Source organism: Phytobacter sp. V91 (assembly GCF_965644225.1).
Taxonomy (GTDB): domain Bacteria; phylum Pseudomonadota; class Gammaproteobacteria; order Enterobacterales; family Enterobacteriaceae; genus CBFFRJ01.
In genome coordinates this window covers 1-21,562 of sequence record NZ_CBFFRJ010000033.1, presented here as the reverse complement: position 1 = coordinate 21,562, position 21,562 = coordinate 1, and the positions used below count along the sequence as shown (strand labels likewise).

General features: G+C 53.4%; 14 protein-coding genes and 4 pseudogenes. 8 read left to right on the top strand and 10 right to left on the bottom strand.

What is annotated here, in order from left to right; all coding sequences use genetic code 11:
• Window positions 1-143: 143 nt before the first annotated feature.
• Both ACSZO4_RS08990 and ACSZO4_RS08985 read left to right on the top strand, forming a co-directional pair.
• A pseudogene (locus ACSZO4_RS08990) lies at window positions 144-1,949 on the top strand (diguanylate cyclase).
• A gap of 45 nt (window positions 1,950-1,994) precedes the next feature.
• The gene (locus ACSZO4_RS08985; protein WP_437888552.1) at window positions 1,995-2,567 is read left to right on the top strand and encodes a flavin reductase family protein; all 573 of its coding nucleotides are present in this window, start codon (window positions 1,995-1,997) and stop codon (window positions 2,565-2,567) included.
• 42 nt (window positions 2,568-2,609) lie between these two features.
• Here the strand turns inward: ACSZO4_RS08985 and pptA are convergent, their stop codons facing one another.
• From pptA to ACSZO4_RS08970, 3 genes are read right to left on the bottom strand one after another with little or no spacing between them, the layout of a single operon-like run.
• The gene (gene pptA / locus ACSZO4_RS08980; RefSeq protein WP_437888550.1) at window positions 2,610-2,840 is read right to left on the bottom strand and encodes a tautomerase PptA; all 231 of its coding nucleotides are present in this window, start codon (window positions 2,838-2,840) and stop codon (window positions 2,610-2,612) included.
• Window positions 2,827-3,381 (bottom strand): AAA family ATPase, encoded by a 555-nt coding sequence (locus ACSZO4_RS08975; protein WP_437888548.1) that lies wholly within the window; start codon window positions 3,379-3,381, stop codon window positions 2,827-2,829. Before ACSZO4_RS08975 ends, pptA begins: the two co-directional genes overlap by 14 nt.
• Window positions 3,382-3,385: 4 nt before the next feature.
• The gene (locus tag ACSZO4_RS08970) at window positions 3,386-4,399 is read right to left on the bottom strand and encodes a LacI family DNA-binding transcriptional regulator (protein WP_437888547.1); all 1,014 of its coding nucleotides are present in this window, start codon (window positions 4,397-4,399) and stop codon (window positions 3,386-3,388) included.
• A gap of 321 nt (window positions 4,400-4,720) precedes the next feature.
• Between ACSZO4_RS08970 and ACSZO4_RS08965 the strand changes: the two genes are divergently transcribed.
• From ACSZO4_RS08965 to ansP, 3 genes and pseudogenes are all read left to right on the top strand, one after another.
• Window positions 4,721-5,917, top strand: a complete 1,197-nt coding sequence (locus ACSZO4_RS08965; RefSeq protein ID WP_437888545.1) for an L-talarate/galactarate dehydratase — start codon at window positions 4,721-4,723, stop codon at window positions 5,915-5,917.
• 579 nt (window positions 5,918-6,496) lie between these two features.
• Window positions 6,497-7,806 (top strand): annotated as a pseudogene (locus ACSZO4_RS08960) (MFS transporter).
• Window positions 7,807-8,175: 369 nt separating this feature from the next.
• Window positions 8,176-9,672 carry an L-asparagine permease gene (ansP, locus tag ACSZO4_RS08955; RefSeq protein ID WP_437888544.1) on the top strand — a complete coding sequence of 499 codons (1,497 nt, stop codon included), beginning with the start codon at window positions 8,176-8,178 and terminating at the stop codon, window positions 9,670-9,672.
• A gap of 67 nt (window positions 9,673-9,739) precedes the next feature.
• Here ansP and ACSZO4_RS08950 read toward each other — a convergent pair whose 3' ends face one another.
• Entirely contained in the window at window positions 9,740-10,801 is a 1,062-nt protein-coding gene (locus ACSZO4_RS08950) for a YncE family protein (protein WP_437888542.1), read from the bottom strand.
• A gap of 256 nt (window positions 10,802-11,057) precedes the next feature.
• Here ACSZO4_RS08950 and pqqU point away from each other — a divergent pair, with 256 nt between their 5' ends.
• Window positions 11,058-13,166 (top strand): TonB-dependent receptor PqqU, encoded by a 2,109-nt coding sequence (gene pqqU / locus ACSZO4_RS08945; protein WP_437888541.1) that lies wholly within the window; start codon window positions 11,058-11,060, stop codon window positions 13,164-13,166.
• 55 nt (window positions 13,167-13,221) lie between these two features.
• On the opposite strand, the gene ACSZO4_RS08940 is transcribed toward pqqU, so the two are convergent.
• The 4 genes from ACSZO4_RS08940 to ACSZO4_RS08925 form a co-directional block, all read right to left on the bottom strand.
• Window positions 13,222-15,162: a methyl-accepting chemotaxis protein gene (locus ACSZO4_RS08940; RefSeq protein WP_437888539.1), complete on the bottom strand. Its 1,941-nt coding sequence runs from the start codon at window positions 15,160-15,162 to the stop codon at window positions 13,222-13,224.
• A gap of 199 nt (window positions 15,163-15,361) precedes the next feature.
• Window positions 15,362-16,018 (bottom strand): GntR family transcriptional regulator, encoded by a 657-nt coding sequence (locus ACSZO4_RS08935; protein WP_437888538.1) that lies wholly within the window; start codon window positions 16,016-16,018, stop codon window positions 15,362-15,364.
• Between the two features lie 258 nt (window positions 16,019-16,276).
• A complete protein-coding gene (locus tag ACSZO4_RS08930; protein WP_437888536.1) occupies window positions 16,277-17,314 on the bottom strand; it encodes an NADP-dependent oxidoreductase in 1,038 nt (345 codons plus the stop codon).
• Window positions 17,315-17,432: 118 nt separating this feature from the next.
• Window positions 17,433-18,008, bottom strand: coding sequence for a helix-turn-helix domain-containing protein (locus ACSZO4_RS08925; protein WP_437888535.1), 576 nt, complete (start codon window positions 18,006-18,008; stop codon window positions 17,433-17,435).
• Window positions 18,009-18,046: 38 nt separating this feature from the next.
• Between ACSZO4_RS08925 and ACSZO4_RS08920 the strand changes: the two genes are divergently transcribed.
• Window positions 18,047-18,562 (top strand): N-acetyltransferase family protein, encoded by a 516-nt coding sequence (locus ACSZO4_RS08920; RefSeq protein ID WP_437888534.1) that lies wholly within the window; start codon window positions 18,047-18,049, stop codon window positions 18,560-18,562.
• Window positions 18,562-19,011, top strand: coding sequence for a DMT family transporter (locus tag ACSZO4_RS08915; RefSeq protein WP_437888532.1), 450 nt, complete (start codon window positions 18,562-18,564; stop codon window positions 19,009-19,011). The genes ACSZO4_RS08920 and ACSZO4_RS08915 overlap by 1 nt, the downstream gene beginning before the upstream one ends.
• A gap of 1 nt (window position 19,012) precedes the next feature.
• On the opposite strand, the pseudogene ACSZO4_RS08910 reads toward ACSZO4_RS08915, so the two are convergent.
• Both ACSZO4_RS08910 and ACSZO4_RS08905 read right to left on the bottom strand, forming a co-directional pair.
• A pseudogene (locus ACSZO4_RS08910) lies at window positions 19,013-21,117 on the bottom strand (peptidase domain-containing ABC transporter).
• Window positions 21,104-21,490 (bottom strand): annotated as a pseudogene (locus ACSZO4_RS08905) (HlyD family secretion protein); the annotation flags it as partial. The pseudogenes ACSZO4_RS08910 and ACSZO4_RS08905, both read right to left, overlap by 14 nt.
• Window positions 21,491-21,562: the final 72 nt, after the last annotated feature.

The window sequence follows — 21,562 nt, the reverse complement described above, 5'->3', positions numbered from 1 at the left end:
CCTCTTTGGGATTTGATGCCGCCGACTATAGGCAGGAAATGTGACGTAAAAATTACGTTTATGTTGCGGCTTGATTTATAACGAAGAGTGGTAAACGCTTAGATGATCTCTCCTGATTTTCCTTAATAATAAAAGGTGATTACGTGCGTATCGCAACGATCACGAATTTTGCTTATATCGCCACCGTGGTGCTGACGCTTTCTTCAGGCGTGGCGCTCTTTACCGCCTCTAATGCCGAACGGGCTGAACGTGAAGCCGTTGCTCACAGCCGGGTATCAGACACGCTGATCGATGAGCTGGAACGCGATGCCTTTGCGTTAACTGATTTGGCCCGGGAAGCGGCGATACGACCACTGCCAGAGCATATCGAAGCCTGGCGGGCGCAACTGGATATCGACATTAAGCTGGAAGATCGGCTGGTCAGGTTCCGGGACCGCAATGCCACGACCGAAGAAATTCTGATCCTGCGCGACGGAATGAAAGTGCTCAGGGAACTGGAGAATAAACAACGCCAGGCGATGGCCGCCGTGGAGGCAGGAAACAAAAATGACGCCATCGACATCCTTTTCGGTCAGCCTTATGAAGATCAGTTAAGCCAGGCAGAATACCGTTTTTCCCATTTCCGTAGTCTCTCCGATCAGCGTACCGATGAGGTCATTAGCCAGGCGACCGCGCTGTCGCAGCGGCTACGTACCCTGTCGGAAATCATGGTCGGTTTCACCGCCCTGCTCTTTTTATTTGTGCTCGGCTTTATTATCAAACACCGGATCCTGCGCCCGGTGGTGACGTAAAGCGATGTGGTCAACCGACTGGCGACTCAGGATTATGCGGTGGAAACGCCGGTGCTGGCGCAGGTGGACGAAATTGGCGATATGGCGCAGGCCATTCATATCTTTCGTGAAAACGGCCTTGCCCGCCAGCGACTGGAGCAGGAGCGTGACGCGGAATGGGCTTCACGTACCCTGCTGGCAAGGATGACCCAGCGTTTGCAGGGATGTGATTCCCAGAGCGGGATCATCCGGGTGGTTAGCCGTTTTGCGCCACGGATTATACCGGACTTGCCAGGCCGCCTGTATATCCTTGATGCGCGTACCAACAGGATGAAATCCGCCACTCGCTGGCTGCTGCCTGCGGGGGAAGACGCCCCCTTCTTACCTGACGCCTGCTGGGCGCTGAAGCGCGGCCAGTTGCATTGCCCGTCCCGTGATTCGGTGGATATGCCGTGCGAACATATTGTGCCGGAGCTTGCGGCCCGCGCTATTTGCGTACCGCTGATCGCCCAGAACAAAACCATTGGCCTGTTGACCTTCGACCAGCCGGACCAGGCGAAAGAACCGCCCTACGCCTACCTTGAGCTGATGGCGGAGACTCTCGCCCTGGCGCTGGCTAATCAGGGACTGCGCGATACCCTGACCGAAAAAGCCGCCCACGATCCGCTCACCGGGCTGCGTAATCGCCTCAACCTGGAAGAGTCATTGCGCTCAATGATCGATATGGCAATGACCAGCAACAGTTGCCTGAGTTGCCTGATGCTGGACATTGATTATTTCAAAAAACTCAATGACAGCCACGGCCATGAAGCGGGTGATAAAGTGCTGCGAGAAATCGCCCAGTTGCTGGTGGAAACCCTTGGCGATCGGGGTACGGCCTTCCGCTACGGCGGCGAAGAGTTTCTGATTATGCTGCCGGATACCACCGAGGAAAACGCCCGCAAACTGGCCGAGCAGCTGCTGCACAACGTGCTCACCCACCATATTCTGTACGAGTCCCATGATATTGGCCCGGTGTCCGTCTCCATTGGGCTGGCAACCTGGCCGCAGCATGCGAGGGCCACTAACTTGATCCGTGCGGCAGATCTTGCGCTGTATCTGGCCAAGGAGCGAGGTCGCGGCCAGATTGTGGTGGCCAGGGCCGGTGGACCAAAAAACACCGGCAGTGTGGTCTCCTGAAGTCTGTGCTTTACTGGCTGTAATTATTGAACTTAAGGATTTGTTATGCGCTATTTCCGCCCGGTATCACTCGAACATGCCAGCCGCCTGTTAAATCACGGGCCGACCATACTGATAACCAGCCGGGATGACAGCATCGATCGCCGCAATGTGATGGCGGCCGCCTGGTCAATGCCCGTTGAGTTTTCACCCCCGCGTATTGCCATTGTGGTGGACAAAAGCGCATGGTCGCGGGAGCTGATTGAGCGCAGCGGTATGTTTGGTATCGTGATACCCGGCGTTGCCGCCGCCAACTGGACTTATGCCGTGGGGAGCGTCACCGGGCGTGAGGAAGATAAGTTTAACTGTTACGGCATTCCGGCAATTTCAGGCCCGGTGCTCGGCCTGCCGATCATTGAAGAAAAATGCCTGGCCTGGATGGAGTGTCGTCTGCTGCCTGCCACCGCCGCCCAGGAGAAATATGACACCCTGTTTGGCGAAGTGGTGGCCGCCGCCGCCGATGAACGCGCTTTTATTAATGGCCACTGGCAGTTTGATGACGATAAGCTTAACAGCCTGCATCATCTCGGGGGCGGTAATTTTGTCACCAGCGGCAGAACGGTGAAAGCGCCGGGGTAATGGGCATTTCACCGGGCGGCAGTGCAAAAGCCTGCGCGGCAATTACATCTCGTAGCCAGGCTTTTTAATTAAACTCGCCATATTGGGGGCGATTTCAGTATCCCAGACCTCACTTTTCCACGCTTCAGGCTCCACATGATTTAATGCCACGCTAATGGAACTGTCTTTGCTGCCGAGGTGGCGAGCGATCGTCTCGGCGATATCGGCCGCCAGTGCGGTTTTTTGTTCATCGTTCAGGTCACGGGGAAAACATTTAATATCAATGTGTGGCATGGTCTGTTCCTTGTTTTGTCAGACTTGCAAGAAATGTGTCGGCCTGCTGTGGGCCGGTAATACGCACAAAACGCAGATGTTGATAACGTGGATTTGCCATATCAGCGGCATAGCGCCGGCGGTTATTACGCCAGGTTTTGAGTGTCCAGATAATGATAGATTCACGGCTAAAAAACGAGCGGCGAAAACTCTCCCGGTTGCCGGTCCCGGCCCAGAGCTCCTCTTTTTTCCAGGCCCGTCTGGCTGCGCGCATCACGGCCTGGCGTAATGTGCGCCAGAAACCATAATCCACCCAGACAATCACCTCAACATCACGCCACTTGAGATCCCGGGTACGGTTATAATTGCCGTCCAGCACCCAGCCGGGCTTTTCGAGTGCGGCGACCAGCAGGCTGTTCATTGCCTCGTCGCTGCGCCCCTGCCAGTCAGGCAACCAGTAGAGGCTGTCCATTTCGATATAAGGCACATTAAGCTGTGCCGCCAGGCGGCGGGACAAGGTGGATTTCCCGCTACCGCTGGTTCCAATCACATTGATTTTCATAACATTACGCAGACTCGCGCTCAACAAAGTGAAAACCGATATCCACCACCGCATCCTGTGGCGCAATCCCTTCAATGCTGTCGGCAAGCAGGGTTGCCGCGCGGTGACCAATAGCATGACGATCGACGCTGACGGTCGTAATTGACGGCCAGGTATCCCCGGCAAAATCTAAATCGCCAAAGCCAATCACCGCCAGATCCTCAGGCACCCGTAAGCCCCGGGACTGGGCTTCAACAATCGCCCCCTGCGCCAGGGTGTCCGAACTGCACACAATCACATCGAACTCGCCCGCCGCCAGTAAGTTGCCCAACCCCTGGCGACCGGAGACAAAACGGGCAGGCAGTGCGACATCAATAGCCGGGCAACCGGTAATCCCGTTGCGTGCGAGGGCATCGGTCAGCCCACTGCGGCGCAGGGCCGCACGATTATCCACCGTCCAGAGTAAACCAGGGTGGCGGTAACCTTTACGCAGCAAATATTCTGCCGTCGCCTCCCCCACTTTCTCATGGGAGAAACCCACCAGCATATCCAGCGGCGTGGGCGTCAGATCCCAGATCTCCACCACCGGAACGCTGGCATTGAGGATCACCCGTTTAAGCTCGGTAGAGTGATGAATGCCGGTCAGGACAATGCCGTCAGGACGACGGGACAACAGCGTCGCCACCAGCTCCGCCTCATTGTCCTGAGTGTAACCCGCCACACACAACAGCATATGGTAGCCACGCTCGGCCAGTTCATCGCTGATGGTCTGAATGGTATCGACAAACATACTGTTATTGATTTGCGGTACGACGACAGCAATCAGCTTGCTGCGTCGGGAAGCCAGCCCTCCCGCCAGGGCGTTAGGGATATAGCCGGTCGCTTTTACCGCCGCGAGGACTTTCTCCACCGTGCCAGGACGGACCAGTTGCGGGGTATTCAGTGCCCGGCTCACGGTCATAGAAGACAGCCCCGCTGTACGGGCGACATCTTCAAGCGTAGGTGCACGTGGTGGTACAGGACGAGAGGTTTTCGACATAGTTGCTCACAACGGCTTTATTTTTGTGACAGGGATTATAAGCGATTTGTTAGATTTATTCGCCTTTCATCCAACATTCCGTGATATGTGCAAAATCAGTATGTTATATGTTCCCTTATCGAGATTAATGTTATCGCTATCATAAAAAATCAGGCAATGCCCTTCAGCTCATAATAATGTGACACAAGTCACATCAAGCCATCATTTACAGCGATTTATTGTGACGAACTGTACATATTGACGGCAAAGCACTGGCATAAATGCAAGGTCAGGATTATTAATGTTAGCGCAAACATTAATACCTCTCCACAGGAGCTAATCATGACTGTTAGTGCTAATTCTGATGCCGTTACCTACGCCAAGATGCAGGGTGCGAAAACTGCCGCTGAAACCGGCGACCGTATTGAATGGGTAAAACTCTCCCTCGCCTTCCTGCCGCTGGCAACCCCTGTCAGTGATGCCAAGGTGTTGACTGGTCGTCAGAAGCCGCTGACCGAGGTTGCCATCATCATCGCCGAAATTCGTAGCCGCGATGGTTTCGAAGGTGTGGGCTTCAGCTACTCCAAGCGCGCAGGCGGCCAGGGGATTTACGCCCATGCGAAAGAGATTGCAGACAATCTGCTGGGCGAAGATCCCAGCGATATCGATAAAATCTACACCAAACTGCTGTGGGCGGGCGCGTCCGTGGGTCGTAGCGGCATGGCGGTACAGGCCATCTCCCCTATCGACATCGCCCTGTGGGATATGAAAGCCAAACGCGCGGGCCTGCCACTGGCAAAACTGCTGGGCGCGCACCGCGATTCGGTTCAGTGCTACAACACCTCCGGCGGCTTCCTGCATACTCCGCTGGATCAGGTACTGAAAAACGTGATCATTTCACGTGAAAACGGTATCGGCGGGATCAAAATTAAAGTCGGCCAGCCGGACACCAAAGAAGATATTCGCCGCCTGACAGCCGTGCGCGAAGCGCTGGGCGATGATTTCCCGTTAATGGTTGATGCCAACCAGCAGTGGGATCGCGAAACCGCTATCCGTATGGGTCGCAAAATGGAGCAGTTCAACCTGGTGTGGATTGAAGAGCCGCTTGACGCTTACGACGTGGAAGGTCACGCACAGCTTGCTGCCGCCCTGGACACCCCGATTGCCACCGGTGAAATGCTGACCAGCTTCCGTGAGCATGAGCAACTGATCCTTGGCAATGCCAGCGACTTCGTGCAGCCGGATGCCCCACGCGTGGGCGGTATCTCGCCGTTCCTGAAAATTATGGATCTGGCCGCCAAACACGGGCGTAAACTGGCGCCGCATTTTGCGATGGAAGTGCACCTGCACCTGTCCGCAGCTTACCCGCTTGAGCCGTGGCTGGAGCATTTCGAATGGCTGAACCCGCTGTTCAACGAGCAACTTGAACTGCGCGATGGCCGTATGTATGTTTCTGACCGCCACGGTCTGGGCTTCAGCATCAGCGAGCAGGCGCGTATCTGGACGCAGCAGAGCTGCGAATTCGGCAAACGTCCGTAGTCGTAATAAAGACGGGATACTCTCCCGTCTTATTTCATTATGTTGTTCTAAATAGGATGCGATACCCGTAATCATTCAGACGGAACTCAGGGTATACATATTCCACGCTGCCCCGCCATATGGTTGTCCTCCCGACGGAGCAGCGCTTTTTATTTCCCCCTGCTTATAATCCCCCTTTCGCTTTACATTATTTGCCAGTTAAACCCATTATTGTTATCGCTATCATTTAAGCCTTAATTATTGCGCCGAAGAATAGTTTTTCGTGCTTGCGTTAAGATCAGCTTAAAAGCCGCATTATTGTGTGATCATTCATACATATTTGCCCTCTCCCTCTGGATCTCGCCTTCCACATTTAATAATAATGTTAGCGCAAACATTATTATATAAAAGGAGTGCTGCATGACCTCAGATGCCAATAAGGGTGTTTGCCTTTATGCCGAAAAACCCATGCCCTACGCAGTCGCCCTGACAGGCAAGCGCGCCGCTTGCCTTACGGAAAACGCCGCTGAGTAAAAAGCCTGACGGGACATTCCCGTTAATACACTACGCCGGGGTTCATCCCTCGCCGAGGATTCGATAATGAGTAATGTTATTCAGCGCACTAATGTGCGTCACGGTATTCTTATTTTCTTATTTCTTGCCACCGTATTTAATTATGCCGACCGGGCAACGCTTTCCGTCGTCGCCCCTATTATGAGTAAAGAGTTAGGTTTTGACCCACAGGCGCTGGGGCTGGCTTTTCAGCCTTTGGTATCTCCTACGTCATAATGCAAATCCCTGGCGGCTGGCTGCTCGATAAATACGGCTCCCGACTGGTTTATGGCTGCGCGCTTATTGGCTGGTCATTTGTCACTATGTTCCAGGGCACCATTTATCTGTTTGCCAGTCCATTAATTGTTCTGGTTATTCTGCGTCTGCTGATGGGCGCGATTGAGGCCCCCGCCTTTCCGGCCAACAGTCGCTTAAGCGTCCAGTGGTTCCCGAATAAAGAACGTGGGTTTGTCACGGCGGTTTACCAGGCCGCGCAATATATTTCGCTGGGCATAGTAACGCCGCTGATGACGCTTATCCTGCACAATATGAGCTGGCACTACGTCTTCTACTATATTGGCGCCATTGGCGTGGTGCTGGGGATTGTCTGGCTGGCCAAAATCCGCGACCCGATGCAACACAAGAAAATTAATCAGCAGGAGCTGGACTATATTCGCGAAGGCGGCGGAGAACCCACTCTCGGCAGCGCCAGCAAAAAAGAGAAAATAACCCTCGCACAGATCAAAAGCGTTTGCGTCAACCGCATGATGCTCGGGGTCTATATTGGCCAGTTCTGCGTCACCTCTATTACCTGGTTCTTCCTGACCTGGTTCCCGACCTATTTATACCAGGCCAAAGGCATGTCGATTCTGAAAGTCGGTTTTATCGCCAGTATTCCGGCCATCGCCGGGTTTATCGGTGGTTTGCTGGGAGGCGTATTCTCCGACTGGTTACTGAGACGAGGTTACAGCCTGACGGTGGCGCGTAAGCTGCCGGTTATCTGTGGGATGCTGCTCTCCTGCGTGATTGTCATTGCCAACTACACCCAGTCGGAAGTGGTAGTGATTGCCGCGATGAGCCTCGCCTTCTTTGCCAAAGGCTTTGGCAACCTGGGCTGGTGTGTCCTCAGCGACACCTCCCCGAAAGAGATGCTCGGCGTTGCCGGTGGGGTCTTCAATATGTGTGGCAATATGGCCAGTATCATCACGCCGCTGGTGATTGGGGTGATCCTCTCCGCCACCCAGTCGTTTGATTACGCCATTCTGTACGTCGGGTCGATGGGTTTGATTGGCCTGTTCTCGTATATCTTTATTGTTGGCCCGCTGGAACGCATTAAATTAACCCCTGCGACGGTCTGATCCTGACAGATGCTGCTTCACCAGGTGTGAAGCAGCGTTCAGACAATCATCACCAGCACTTATGCTTCATCTGCTAATTATTTTGCATGATTAGTCATTCCTGCTGCATTTTTCGCCAATTCTAATCGCTTACTCTACTGCCTGCTGGCGGCGTCACAAATTCAACTTATCATCATCATATTTTCCTCTGGTATCTTTTGCGTCGGAAAACGATTGCGGGTAGGATGCTCCGCCATGTTGTGTCTTATTCCTGGGTAAAAAAGATGGAAAAGGCAGGACACTTTCCCGACAGAGCAAACCATTGGTGAGGCGCGTTGTCGGGGGCAAGGTTACCCCAAAGGGTCAGACAGACAGGTCAACAGGTACAAAATGAAAAAAACAGAGAATAACGCGGCGGACCATCAGGCCGCGAAACGACGCTGGTTAAACTCTCATGAAGAGGGCTATAACAAGGCGATGGGTAACCGTCAGGTGCAGATGATTGCTATCGGCGGCGCAATTGGTACAGGATTGTTTTTGGGCGCGGGTGCGCGTCTGCAGATGGCAGGACCATCACTGGCGATCGTCTATCTGGTCTGCGGTATCTTCTCTTTCTTTATTCTGCGTGCGTTGGGCGAGCTGGTTTTACACCGCCCTTCCAGCGGCAGTTTTGTCTCCTATGCCCGTGAGTTTCTGGGTGAGAAAGCCGCCTACGTTGCAGGCTGGATGTACTTCGTTAACTGGGCAATGACCGGGATCGTCGACATCACCGCCGTAGCGTTATATATGCATTACTGGGGCGCCTTTGGCGATGTCCCGCAGTGGGTGTTCGCGCTCGGCGCTCTGGCCATTGTTGGCACCATGAATATGATTGGCGTTAAGTGGTTCGCCGAAATGGAGTTCTGGTTCGCGCTGGTGAAAGTCCTCGCCATTGTCGCCTTCCTGGTCGTGGGCACCATCTTCCTCGGCTCCGGTAAACCGCTGGATGGCAATACTACCGGTTTCCACTTGATCACCGATAACGGCGGTTTCTTCCCGCACGGTCTGCTGCCAGCGCTGGTGCTTATCCAGGGCGTGGTCTTCGCGTTTGCCTCTATTGAATTCGTGGGCACCGCGGCGGGCGAATGTAAATACCCGGAGAAAACCGTACCAAAAGCAATCAACAGCGTTATCTGGCGTATCGGCCTGTTCTATGTTGGCTCCGTGGTGCTGCTGGTACTGCTGCTGCCGTGGACGGCCTACCAGCCAGGTCAGAGCCCGTTTGTCACCTTCTTCTCAAAACTCGGCGTGCCTTATATGGGCGATGTGATGAACATCGTGGTACTGACCGCCGCGCTGTCGAGCCTGAACTCCGGCCTGTACTGCACCGGTCGTATTCTGCGCTCAATGTCGATGGGCGGTTCTGCGCCGCAGTTCATGTCCAAAATGAGCAAACAGCATGTGCCTTACGCGGGGATCCTTGCGACGCTGGCAGTGTACGTGGTGGGCGTGTTCCTGAACTATCTGGTTCCGGCTCAGGTCTTCGAAATCGTACTTAACCAGGCGTCAGTGGGCATCATCGCCTCCTGGGCGTTTATTGTGATTTGTCAGATGTGTCTGCGTAAAGCCATCAAAGAAGGCCGGGCTGCAGAAGTCAGCTTTAAAATGCCGGGCGCGCCTTTCACGTCATGGCTTACCCTGCTGTTCCTGTTCAGCGTGCTGGTGCTGATGGCGTTTGATTACCCGAACGGCACCCTGACCATCGGCTCCATTCCTCTGCTGGTGATTCTGCTGGTTGCCGGTTGGTTTGGCGTGCGTAAACGCGTTGCCGCCATCCACAGCACGGCGCCTGTCGTACAGGATGAGCAACAGACAGTAACGCCGCTGGTGGAAGAAACCGCGAAGTAATATTGCGTTATGCAGTAAAAAAGCCAGCCAGGCGTTCACCGGCTGGCTTTTTTTTATCGCATCAAACTCAGAGTGCGATACGGATAACATCATCCGGATCGCTGGCTTCTTTCTCTTTGGTTGAGGCTTGTTTCACGCTGACATAAAGCGTTTTGCCATCCGCAGAGAGCACCAGGCTGTTCGGGTAAGTTGGGGTATCGAAGGTTTTCACCACTTTGTAAGTTTTGCCGTCGATAACGCTGACTTTGCCTGCCTGACGATGGGTGACATAGGCTTCATTGCGAACAGGGTTAAACAGCACCGCCAGCGACTCAGGGGCGGAAATTTTCTCCAGCACCTTGCCATCGCGAATGTCCACCACCAGCACTCCCGGCGCTTTTGAGTCGGTCACAAAGGCGCGGTGCCCGGCAGTATCGAGGCTCAGGTTAAGATAGAAATGCTCTTTGCCATCGTCCTGCAATTTCTTGCGACTCAGCACTTTACTGGTGGCGGTATCAATAGTGACCAGTTCACCATCGGCATTGGTGCTGTAAAGACGTTTGGCCGCGGCATCAATCGCAAGACCGGTGCTGAAGGTGCCGGTATTGGTGATGGTGGTTTTCAGTTTCATTGACTCGCCATCCACCACCCAAATCACGCTCTCTTTGCCGATCCCCGTGATATAGACAGTGTTGGTGGTTTCATCAACGGTCAACTGACGGGGTTGCAGAGGACGAACACCCTCACCGCGTTTACGCGCATCCAGAACCAGACGGCCTTTCACATCGCCGGTTTTGGCGTCCATCGCCGTCACAGTGCTGTTGGTGGTATTACCAAACCATAACGTCTGGGTTTTATTGTTGATTGTCGCGCCAAAGGGTTTCAGGTCGTTATGAATAGCCTGAGTGACCTCCAGTGAAACAGGATCAAGGCGATAGACAATGCCGCCTTTATCCGTTTTGCGGCTTTGCGAGGTGGCGACCCACAACGCATTTTCCTGCTGGCTGTAGGCCATCTCATAAGCACCTTTGCCCACGGCTTTACGCAGCATTTCATCTGCCGCCTGGGCATTGAATGCTCCGGCAAACAGCAGTGAACCCAGAAGCAAAGAACCGCGCAGACGCGGCGTGCATAAATGACGTAAAGACATGACGACTCCCTTTGATAAAAACGTTGATAACTGCTTCACATGCTGCCGTTTCGGCGACGTCATGGCATCGCCTCTCAACTGAGAATAGTAATCATTATATGTAACATTGTGGAGAGGGAATTACACAACCTTTACCCTTCTCCATTTTTTCTGCACTTTGTATTAACCTAATGTGCCGTTAAGGTTTTCATAATTTGTCAAAAATATTAACATTGCCGACATGTTCCATTTGGTTCGTTTTTATTCTGGTCAACTTATGAACACTTTCGCTATCTCAAGAATTGCCCTGATCCTGCCTGCACTGCTGAGTTCTGCGGCCTGGTCCGCCGATAATGAGCAGACCATGGTTATCAGCGCCACCCCTCAGGTTGTTTCCGAGCTGGATACGCCTGCTGCGGTCAGTGTGGTTAGCGGAGAAGATATCCGTCAGGCGACACCGCAAATTAACCTGTCAGAATCACTGGCAAGCGTACCGGGATTACAGGTGCAGAACCGCCAGAACTATGCTCAGGATCTTCAGCTTTCCATTCGTGGTTTTGGTTCACGTTCAACCTACGGCGTGCGCGGCATTCGTCTGTATGTCGATGGTATTCCGGCGACCATGCCGGATGGTCAGGGGCAGACATCGAATATCGACCTTAACAGCGTGGACAGCGTTGAGGTTCTGCGCGGCCCCTTCTCCGCCCTGTATGGCAATGCCTCCGGCGGCGTCATCAATGTGACAACGGAAACAGGCCGCCAGCCAACCAAAATTGAAGCCAGCAGCTACTACGGCAGCTATGGAAGCTGGCGTTATGGCACCAAAGCAACCGGTGCGGTTGGCGATGGCACTCACGCGGGCGATGTGGACTACAACGTCTCTACTACCCGTTTCACCACCCACGGTTATCGCGACCGCAGCGCTGCGCGTAAGAATCTCGCCAACGCCCGCCTGGGTGTGCGCATTAACGATGTCAGTAAACTGACGCTGATGTTTAACAGTGTTGATATCAAAGCCCAGGATCCTGGCGGCCTGACCCGGGATGAGTGGCGTGATAATCCGCGCCAGTCGCCGCGCGCTGAACAGTACAACACCCGTAAGACGGTGAAACAGACCCAGGCAGGTCTGCGTTACGACTACCAGGCAGGCGCGCAGGATAACATCAGCCTGACGATGTACGCCGGAGAACGTGAAACCACGCAGTTCCAGTCGATCCCTCGCGCGCCGCAGCTTAATCCCACCCACGCGGGGGGCGTTATCAGCCTGACGCGTCACTATCAGGGGGTTGATACCCGCTGGACGCATAAAGACGAGTGGCTGGTGCCAGTGACGCTGACCGGCGGGCTGAACTACGAGAATATGAGCGAACAGCGTAAAGGCTATGAGAACTTTGTGATGGCAAACGGTGTGCCGCAGTACGGGCAACAGGGGGATTTACGCCGTAACGAACGCAATCTGATGTGGAACCTCGATCCCTACCTGCAAACGCAGTGGCAGTTAACATCCCGCCTGTCGCTGGATGCAGGCGTGCGTTACAGCTCCGTCTGGTTTGATTCAAACGATCGCTATATCACGGCGACAAATGGCGATGACAGCGGCGAAGCCAACTACCACAAATGGCTCCCCGCAGGCTCACTGCAATACGCGCTTACCGATGGCTGGAACCTGTACGCCGCTGCCGGGCGCGGATTTGAAACACCGACCATTAACGAACTCTCTTACCGCGCCGACGGGCAAAGCGGGCTAAATTTCGGTCTCAAACCTGCAACCAGTGACACGCTGGAAATCGGCAGTAAAACCCGTATTGGCAACGGTCTGCTGAGTGCCGCGCTGTTCCGTACTGATACCGATAATGAGCTGGTCACCGCCACCAGCAGCGGCGGGCGTACAACCTATAAAAATGCTGGTAAAACCCGCCGTCAGGGCGCGGAGCTGTCGTTCGATCAGCAGTTTGCCGGTGACTGGCGAGCCAAAGTGGCCTGGACATATCTTGATGCCACCTACCGCAGTGACGATGTCTGTAGCGACAGCGACTGTCAGGGCAACCGTATTCCGGGTATCGCCCGCAATATGGGCTTTGCGTCATTGGGATATGTGCCGGAGGACGGCTGGTACGCCGGGGCGGATATTCGTTATCTGAGCAACATTGCCGCCGATGATGAAAACACCGCGATCGCGCCGTCATGGACGGTTGTCGGTCTTAACAGCGGCTATAAACTCAATGTGGGCAACTGGGGAATGGATCTGTTTGCCCGCGTGGACAATCTGTTCGACCGTGAATATGTCGGTTCAGTGATTGTTAATGAATCAAATGGCCGTTATTACGAACCGGCGCCGGGGCGCAATTATGGTGTCGGGCTGTCGGTGGCGTATCGGTTTGAGTAATACGTTGTTTTAAATGTGGTTAGGGGGCAACAATGCCCCCTGTTATTTTTAGAATTTAGAAGGTCGTCCAGCCGTCATCATTGTCAGAACTGCTGGCTGGCGCGCTGCTTTTTGGCGTTGATTTCAGCGTCGGGCGTAACAGTGGCGGCGCAGAAGAAGCTGGCGCCGCACCCGCCTCCAGACGGAAGGTGGCAACCAGTTGCTCCAGCAGGCGGGCCTGCTCTTCCAGCGAACCGGCAGCGGATGAGGACTCGCTCACCAGGGACGCATTCTGTTGCGTGGTGCTGTCAAGTTCACTGACCGCACGCGCGATCTGCTCAATACCCCGGCTCTGCTCTTCAGAGGCAGAGGAAATCTCGCCCATAATATCGTTGACCCGGGTCACGGACTGCACCACTTCATCCATGGTCGCCCCGGCTTTCACCACCAGGTCGCTGCCTTTGGTGATCCGTGATACCGACTCGCTGATCAAATGCTCAATATCCTTCGCCGCCTGTGAACTGCGCTGGGACAGATTACGCACTCCGCTGGCCACTACCGCAAAACCACGCCCCTGCTCCCCGGCACGCGCGGCTTCGACCGCAGCATTGAGCGCCAGAATGTTGGTCTGGAAGGCAATACTGTTGATAACCGCGGTGATATCGGCGATTTTCCCTGAACTGGTGTTGATGTCGTTCATGGTGGTCACCACTTCACGCATCACCTGGCCGCCTTCACTTGCGGTGGTTGAGGCCTGCGCCGCAAGACGGCTGGCGTTACGGGCGTTATCGGCGTTATTTTTCACCGTTGCCGTTAACTCTTCCATACTGGCTGCGGTTTCCACTACCGCTGCGGCCTGCTGCTCGGTGCGGGAAGATAAATCGGTATTACCCTCGGCAATTTCGCTGGCGGCACGGGAAACCTGAGACACGCTGTTGCGTACTTCGGAAATCATCTCGCGCAGTTTGCTGTTCATCCGGCCCATTGCACCGGTCAGTTTGCCCAGCTCATCGTTGCTGTGTGCGGTTATCTGCGAACTGAGATCGCCGCTGGCGATGCGTTCCGCCAGTGCCAGGTTATGCACGACAGGACGGGTGATCTGGCGGATGATCCACCAGGAAACAAAGATACCAATCAGGATAGCAATCAGACCGATAATCGCGGTGATGGTACTGGACGTATTCGCCAGCGCATCGTTGTGCGTCTTAACCAGCCCAAGAAGCTGCTTAATGTTGGCGCTGCTTTCGTCACCGGACACTTTCACTTTGTCTTCTGCCACTTTGGCAGCCTGCACTGCGGCAGAGTACTCCAGGCTCAGGGCGTAATAGCTGGCCGTGTCATTCCAGAGCGCATTCAGGGACGACTGAAGCTCGCCCGGAAGCTGGGCGGAAAGCGCCTGCACTGAAGATTTGGTGTCATTAAAACGTTTGTCCAGCGTCTCGCGCGCTTCGGTAGTCGGACTAAAACGCAGCACCAGGGCAGCGTCACGCACACTGCTGATATTAATCAGTTGATCAAAGACCTGCGCTGTGACTGCGCTGTCCTCAACCGGCGTGCGGACCAGGGAAGTAATGCGTGCTTTCTGATCCTGAGCTGCCAGCTCGTCCATCGAATGACGGACTGCATTAAGGGCGCTGGTCGTCTGTTGCATTTCCGCTACGCTGGTCTGGAATCCGGCCAGGCTCTGGTTGAGAGCGCTAAGATAATTGCCCTCTTTCTCCGTCCAGCTCATCTGCTCAGCGCTGTCGGTTAATTGTGCGGCGTTTTTCACGAACCCGGCCATCAACTCCCCGGCTTTCTCATCACCGTAGAGGTACTTAAGACGGTTTATTTTGGCCTGAAAGACCTCGATATTGACGTTATAAATCAGGTTGGTTTTTTCGTATACGTCGCGGATTTCTTTAAATCGTAGTACGCTCAAAACGGTAGCAATGGCAACCAGAAACAGAACCACACCAAAGCCAACTGACAACTTTTTGCTGATATTAATATTGCTCAACCCTTGGCTGAAAGACATCCGGGACTCCTTGCATCACATCAATGTTAGCGCCTTACCGCGCACCATCAGGTTATCGGCACGTCATTGCAGATGTTCAGGGAGAAACCTGGATTTGCGAGAAAAATGTGAAGTTCATGCTCCTCCAGGGCAAATTTTCAGTGAGGAGCATGGGGCGATCATCAAATTTTATTGCATTATTTCACTGGCTTATTATCCGTCAGCTATAAAATTGCTTGCGCAAAATGATAGCGCCATCATCAATTGCCCGCCACAGTGCTTTCTCGCTGGTGGCTCCATCCCCCTGTTCGAGAGCGGCTAATAAATCACCGTAATCATGTCCGCGGCTTAACTCATTAGATGAAGGATAAAGATAATTAAAACATGGGCCAATACGTACCCATAGTTGTTCAATAATAGCGGTTAGCGTCGGCATTCCGGCATATTGATAAACAGCAAAACGGAATACACGATTAGTTTGTAAAAAAAGTTCAGTATTGCCACTTTTTACTGCTTCATGAAAAACATCTGCCAGGCTACGTAATTCATGAAGGATTGCCGGAGTCATATTTTGACTCGCAGCACGCACCGCCATTCCTTCGAGGTTTTTACGAATATGATTAATTTCGCTGTAGCGTTCCAGAGTTACATCAGGCACTAAAAAAGCCTGCGCCGGAGTCGCATGAAGTGCCCCAGCCGAAACAAGACGCAGTAACGCTTCCCTGACGGGAGTAATACTGGTGCCGAGCTGATCCGCAATTTCTTTCGTAATGAGTCGGGCGCCGGGTTTAAGAGCGCCAATAATAAGCGCGCTTTTCAGACTGACCTCTACCTGCATAGTAAGGCTCGTCCGCTGCGCTTTTTCCAAATCAAGCATGTGAGTATCCTGTAAAAAATCTTATTAATTATCAGCCTGGTAGCGTGTCCAGAATCGTAATGTCCATAGGATATAATATGCAAATGCATGCCTGGTATTGGATTGTAACGCAAATGTTAGAACGAATAGTTATTTATTATGCACAACTACCAGGAACCACAACCGACAAGGTCATCAATTCCTTATGCATAGTTAATTAAAGCTGTTTTTAAAAATTTTGCACGAAATATGATGACGGTTTTCACCGTCATCATCAATTTAGTTGTCAGAACCGGTACGTATCACCACTTTACCAAAGTTTTTTCCGGCCAGCATACCAATAAATGATTCAGGGGCACTTTCCAGACCTTCAGTTATCTGTTCACGATAATGGATCTTACCCTCTGCTATCCATTGGCTCATATCCCGCTGAAATTCATCAATACGGTGACCATAATCCTGGCTGATAATAAAGCCCTGCAACCGTATGCGTTTTTTCAATAATGTGGCCATCAATAATGGCACCCGGTCAGGAGCAGTGGGTAAATCGATCGAATTATAACCACTGACCAGCCCACATAATGGAATGCGCGCAGAAGTATTCAATAATGGCATAACCGCATCGAACACGGCGCCACCGACATTTTCAAAATAAATATCGATACCGTTCGGGCAGTGTGCCGCCAGTTGCCAGGCGAAATCCGCGGCCCGGTGGTCCAGACAGGCATCAAACCCCAGCACTTCAACAGCATGGCGACATTTCTCTGCACCGCCTGCAACACCCACCACCCGGCAGCCTTTCAGTTTGCCGATTTGCCCAACAGTCGCGCCCACCGGCCCGGTTGCAGCCGCCACCACCAGGGTTTCGCCCGCTTTGGGTTGTCCAATGTCCAGCAGGCCCATATAGGCAGTAAAGCCCGGCATCCCGAGAATGCCCAACGCCCAGGAGGGGTGCTGCGGGTTATCGCCAAGCTTCACTAATCCGTCACCGCTGGAAATCGCATAATCCTGCCAGCCGCTGTAGCCCAGCACCCACTCACCTTCGCGAAAGTGTTTGTGACGGGAATGCACCACCCGGCTCACCGTCCCCCCGCACATGACCTCCCCGATGGCGACGGGCGGAGAATAGGACGGCGCATCGCTCATTCGTCCACGCATGTAAAGGTCGAGGGAAAGAAAGACGGTGCGCAGCAGTAGCTGGCCCTCTTCTGGCGCCGCAATGGACTCCTTTTCCAGCCGAAAATTGTCCGCAACCGGCGCGCCATGCGGGCGGCTGGCCAGTACCCAGCGGCGGTTATGTTCACTTTCTTGCTTCATGCAGCGCTCCTGTGCCGAAAAATTATCTATAGATAATAGGATGTATCCTCCGGATGTGCGCGCTCTTAAGGGATACAAAGATGCAGAAGCGGATGGCGGACCGACAGAGACGCTGACTTTACGCGTTGCCGGGATTTAAGCGCACAATCAGGTAGCGGCAGTTCTCAGCGGACTCATTGACGAAGCGGCAGTCATTAGGCGGCCCCAGTTCAAGACAATCACCCGCCTGCATTTCGTGGCGGATCTCTCCTTCTACAAACACCAGCTCCCCCTCCTGCAGCCAGATTAGCTGCCGGGCATGCAGATAAGCCGATGCAGGCATAGGGATATCACTGCCTGCGGGCAATTCAATTTGCACCAGGTCAATAGGCAAATCACTGCGTGGGGAGATATGGCGGCGCAGATAGTGGCTCTGCGGATCGCGCCAGACGGGCTGGTCAGCAAAACGCAGCAGTCTTCCCTCCTGCATTTCCGCACGGGCAATCAGCGTGGACATACTGATCCCCAGAGCACCAGAGAGACGCGCCAGCAAGGTGGCGGTCGGGCTGCTTTCGCCCCGTTCAATTTTATGGATCATGGCACGGGAAACCCCTGCCCGTTCGGCCAGATGGCTGAGTGACCAGCCCCGGGATTCACGCTCAATGCGAATTCGCGCACTGATCCGTTGATTTATATTGTCTGAGATAGTATTCATATCGTAATACTATAGTGTACAACCACTGAGGTTCAACCATGAACATTCGTTTTGCGTTAAAAGAAGACTGCGCGGCCATTGCTGAAATCTATAATCACGCCGTACTGCATACCGCCGCTATCTGGAATGATAAAACGGTTGATGTGGATAATCGCATTGCCTGGTTTGAGGCCCGTGCGCTGCTCGGCTATCCGGTGCTGGTGAGTGAAGAGGGTGGCGTGGTGACGGGATACGCTTCTTTTGGCGACTGGCGCGCTTTTGATGGCTTCCGTCACACCGTCGAGCACTCGGTTTACGTCCACCCGGAATACCAGGGAAAAAAGATCGGTCAGGCGCTGATGGCCAGGCTGATTGATGAAGCCAGAAAAATCGGCAAGCATGTGATGGTCGCCGGAATTGAGTCGCAAAACGGTGCTTCCATTCATCTGCATGAGAAGCTGGGGTTTAAACTCACCGCCCAAATGCCGCAGGTGGGGACCAAGTTTGGTCGCTGGCTGGATTTAACGTTCCTGCAATTACAGCTCGATGACCGACAGGATCCGGACGCTATCTGATGAACCAGACGCTGACACTGTGCTTCCTCGTCGCCGCAGGTATTGGCCTGGTGGTGCAAAATATGCTGATGGTGCGCATTACCCAGTCAGCCTCCACCATTCTTATCGCCATGCTGCTCAACTCGCTGGTGGGAATTGTGCTGTTCGTCAGCATTTTGCTGGTTAAACATGGCGCTGCCGGTTTCAGCGAGCTGGCCTCGACCGTACACTGGTGGACGATAATCCCCGGCCTGCTCGGCTCCTTTTTTGTGTTTGCCAGTATCAGCGGCTACCAGTATCTGGGCGCAGCAACCACCATCGCGGTGCTGGTGGCAAGCCAGTTGATTGGCGGGCTGGTGATGGATGTCGTCAGAAGCCAGGGCGTAGCGCTAAAAGCGCTGGTGGGGCCGGTCTGCGGCGCGGTGTTACTGGTGATCGGCGCCTGGCTGGTGGCCAGACGCCAGTTCTGAATCAGCGGACAGCCAGCGATATTGCTCTGTCTGCCGTCGCCAGCGTCGTTTGCCGATGGGCGATAATCACTCTGGTGATGCTCATTTTTTTAATGGCCTCGCAGACCAGGCGCTCGCTCTCGGCATCGAGGGAGCTTGTCGCCTCGTCCATAAACAGAATGCCCGGTTTACGGTAAAGCGCCGGGCAATAAAAATCCGCTGTTTTTGCCCACCGGATAGCCCTTCTCCCAGTTCGCCCGTTAGCGTTTCGTATCCCATTGGCAGCGTCATTATGGTGTCGTGGATATTACTGGCCCTTGCGCATTCAATCATCCATGACTCATCCACCTGTTGAGCGAAGCCGCTGATATTTTCGCGAACTGAGCCAGAGAACAGGCGATCATCCTGCATCACGCAGGCGATGAGCTGGTGATAATTGTTAACCCCTAACTGATGAATATCGCTCCCATCCACCATCACTTTGCCGCCGTCTGGCACAAACAGGCCACATAAGACCTTCATCAGGGTGGTTTTCCCAACGCCGGATGGACCGGTAATAGCAACACTTTCACCGGCGGCAATGGCAAATGACAGCCCCTGGAATACCGGGTTAGCCTGGCTGTCATAGCGGTAACTAAGATCAACAACTTCCAGCGCCACGGGCGTCATCCCGGCCGCCCGTTCCCGTTCTGGCTTTTCCGCTTCTGGCGGATGCAATGCGATGTCTGAAATACGCTCGTTGTGCAAACTCATCATGCGCAGCTGTAACAAAAATGCCGTCAGTTACGCGACTTTCTCAGAAAATTGCCCGCGAAAAGCGCCAAAGGCCACGAACATCCCAATGGTCATTTGATTATCAATAACGAGCTCCGCTCCCAGCCATAAAATGGCCACCTGATCGCAGGCCGTCACAAAGGTGTTAATGCCGCCGAACAGAAGGTCCATTTTAGTGATTTTAATCCCTGAATTAATGGCATCTATTTTCAGGTTCAGCCAGTGTTTTCCACGCCCCTGAGTCATGCCCTGTATTTTCAGCGTGGCAATACCGTACAGCGTTTCCATAAAATACGAGTTTGCCCGTGCTCCCCGGACCAGGCTCTCTTCTGAGAGCTGGCGATAATAGCCATAAGTCAGCAGGCGCATAAGAACATAAATCGCCGTAAAACCCAGCACCACCCACGTCAGATATCCCCCATAGAGCACCAGCATAACCAGTACGCCGAGCACCATAATCCCGTCCATAATGGCGCCGGTTACACTGGTGGTAAAGGTTGAACGCAGCGCATCCAGAGAACCAAACCTGGACTGAATATCCCCCAGTTTACGGCGTTCAAAATAGCTTAACGGCAGCTTCAGCAGGTGATTAAGCAGGCCAGATTGCCATTGCACGTTGATAAGGGTTGCCATTACCAGCGAGGACCACGCCCGAAGCATACCGACGTCAGCGCGAAGCAGAATAAAAAATACCAGCCCGATACAAATAAGCAGGAGTAATCCTCGATCCCCGGCCGGAATGGCATGGTCCATAACAAGTTGAGTGCCAATGGGCAGAATAAGATTAATGGTTTCGATAACGACGGAAAGGCAGAATATTTTAGTCAGCGTACCTTTTATCCCGTGGATGCTGTTAATCAGCGTTTTAAGGCTGATACGGTTTTTAATTGTCTGCGGACTAAATTCACTGCCAGGCCAGACCTCAAGTGCGATACCGGTAAAATATTGCGACATTTCCGCGCGGCTCACCACCCGCTTGCCTCTGGCCGGATCGTGAAGGACATAACGATTGCGGCTGACGCTGACCAGCACCACAAAGTGATTAAAATCCCAGTGGATAATACAGGGCGTTTTTAAGGCATTAAGCTCATCCAGTTCGAGGGAAAGCGCCCGGCTCGCCATCTTAAGCTGGTCGGCTATTGTGCTAAGGCTCGCGAGGGTGGTGCCGCGAGCAGAGAGATTAAACTGCTGGCGCAAAGCAACCAGATCGATATTTTTGCCATAATGCCCACAAATCATCGCCAGGCAGGCCAGCCCACATTCAGCGGCTTCGGTCTGATGAATAACGGGTACCCGCCGACGCAAGGTCAGATCCAGCTGTTTAAACAGCTTTTTAACCCTATTCTGATTCATGAATCGGCCCCATCGCGCTGTGTTTCATTTCGAAAAATGGCGCAAACATCCATTGATAGATTTTTCTTTTTTCCAGAAACAACGTGCTCTGGATCTTCATCCCGTTGGCTAAAGGCAGGTATTTATCTTCATAGTGGATGACCTGCGTTACTGGCTTTGCCGTGACTTTGAACCAGGGGATGGCGCTATTTGCGCTTACCGGCGCACCCTGATAAGTCATGATCTCCTGGGGCGAGGCCGGTGTGCTGGATATCATGGTAATAACAGCGGAGAACTGACCGAAGCGGGTAGCAGGAAATGCCTCATAGCGGATATTAATCGGGTCGCCGGGCTTAATATAAGGAATAGCGTCATTAGGAACCCAGGTCACAAGGGAAGGTGCGATTTAATCGTCAGTTATGAGAACATAAGGCTTTCTTTGCCATAGATTTTTCACGATGCCCGC

What these genes read in the sequence shown, in the direction of transcription:
- ACSZO4_RS08985 (WP_437888552.1), top strand. Translation starts at nt 1,995, where the DNA reads ATGCGCTATTTCCGCCCGGTATCACTCGAACATGCCAGCCGCCTGTTA.
- pptA (WP_437888550.1), bottom strand. Translation starts at nt 2,840, where the DNA reads ATGCCACACATTGATATTAAATGTTTTCCCCGTGACCTGAACGATGAA.
- ACSZO4_RS08975 (WP_437888548.1), bottom strand. Translation starts at nt 3,381, where the DNA reads ATGAAAATCAATGTGATTGGAACCAGCGGTAGCGGGAAATCCACCTTG.
- ACSZO4_RS08970 (WP_437888547.1), bottom strand. Translation starts at nt 4,399, where the DNA reads ATGTCGAAAACCTCTCGTCCTGTACCACCACGTGCACCTACGCTTGAA.
- ACSZO4_RS08965 (WP_437888545.1), top strand. Translation starts at nt 4,721, where the DNA reads ATGACTGTTAGTGCTAATTCTGATGCCGTTACCTACGCCAAGATGCAG.
- ansP (WP_437888544.1), top strand. Translation starts at nt 8,176, where the DNA reads ATGAAAAAAACAGAGAATAACGCGGCGGACCATCAGGCCGCGAAACGA.
- ACSZO4_RS08950 (WP_437888542.1), bottom strand. Translation starts at nt 10,801, where the DNA reads ATGTCTTTACGTCATTTATGCACGCCGCGTCTGCGCGGTTCTTTGCTT.
- pqqU (WP_437888541.1), top strand. Translation starts at nt 11,058, where the DNA reads ATGAACACTTTCGCTATCTCAAGAATTGCCCTGATCCTGCCTGCACTG.
- ACSZO4_RS08940 (WP_437888539.1), bottom strand. Translation starts at nt 15,162, where the DNA reads ATGTCTTTCAGCCAAGGGTTGAGCAATATTAATATCAGCAAAAAGTTG.
- ACSZO4_RS08935 (WP_437888538.1), bottom strand. Translation starts at nt 16,018, where the DNA reads ATGCTTGATTTGGAAAAAGCGCAGCGGACGAGCCTTACTATGCAGGTA.
- ACSZO4_RS08930 (WP_437888536.1), bottom strand. Translation starts at nt 17,314, where the DNA reads ATGAAGCAAGAAAGTGAACATAACCGCCGCTGGGTACTGGCCAGCCGC.
- ACSZO4_RS08925 (WP_437888535.1), bottom strand. Translation starts at nt 18,008, where the DNA reads ATGAATACTATCTCAGACAATATAAATCAACGGATCAGTGCGCGAATT.
- ACSZO4_RS08920 (WP_437888534.1), top strand. Translation starts at nt 18,047, where the DNA reads ATGAACATTCGTTTTGCGTTAAAAGAAGACTGCGCGGCCATTGCTGAA.
- ACSZO4_RS08915 (WP_437888532.1), top strand. Translation starts at nt 18,562, where the DNA reads ATGAACCAGACGCTGACACTGTGCTTCCTCGTCGCCGCAGGTATTGGC.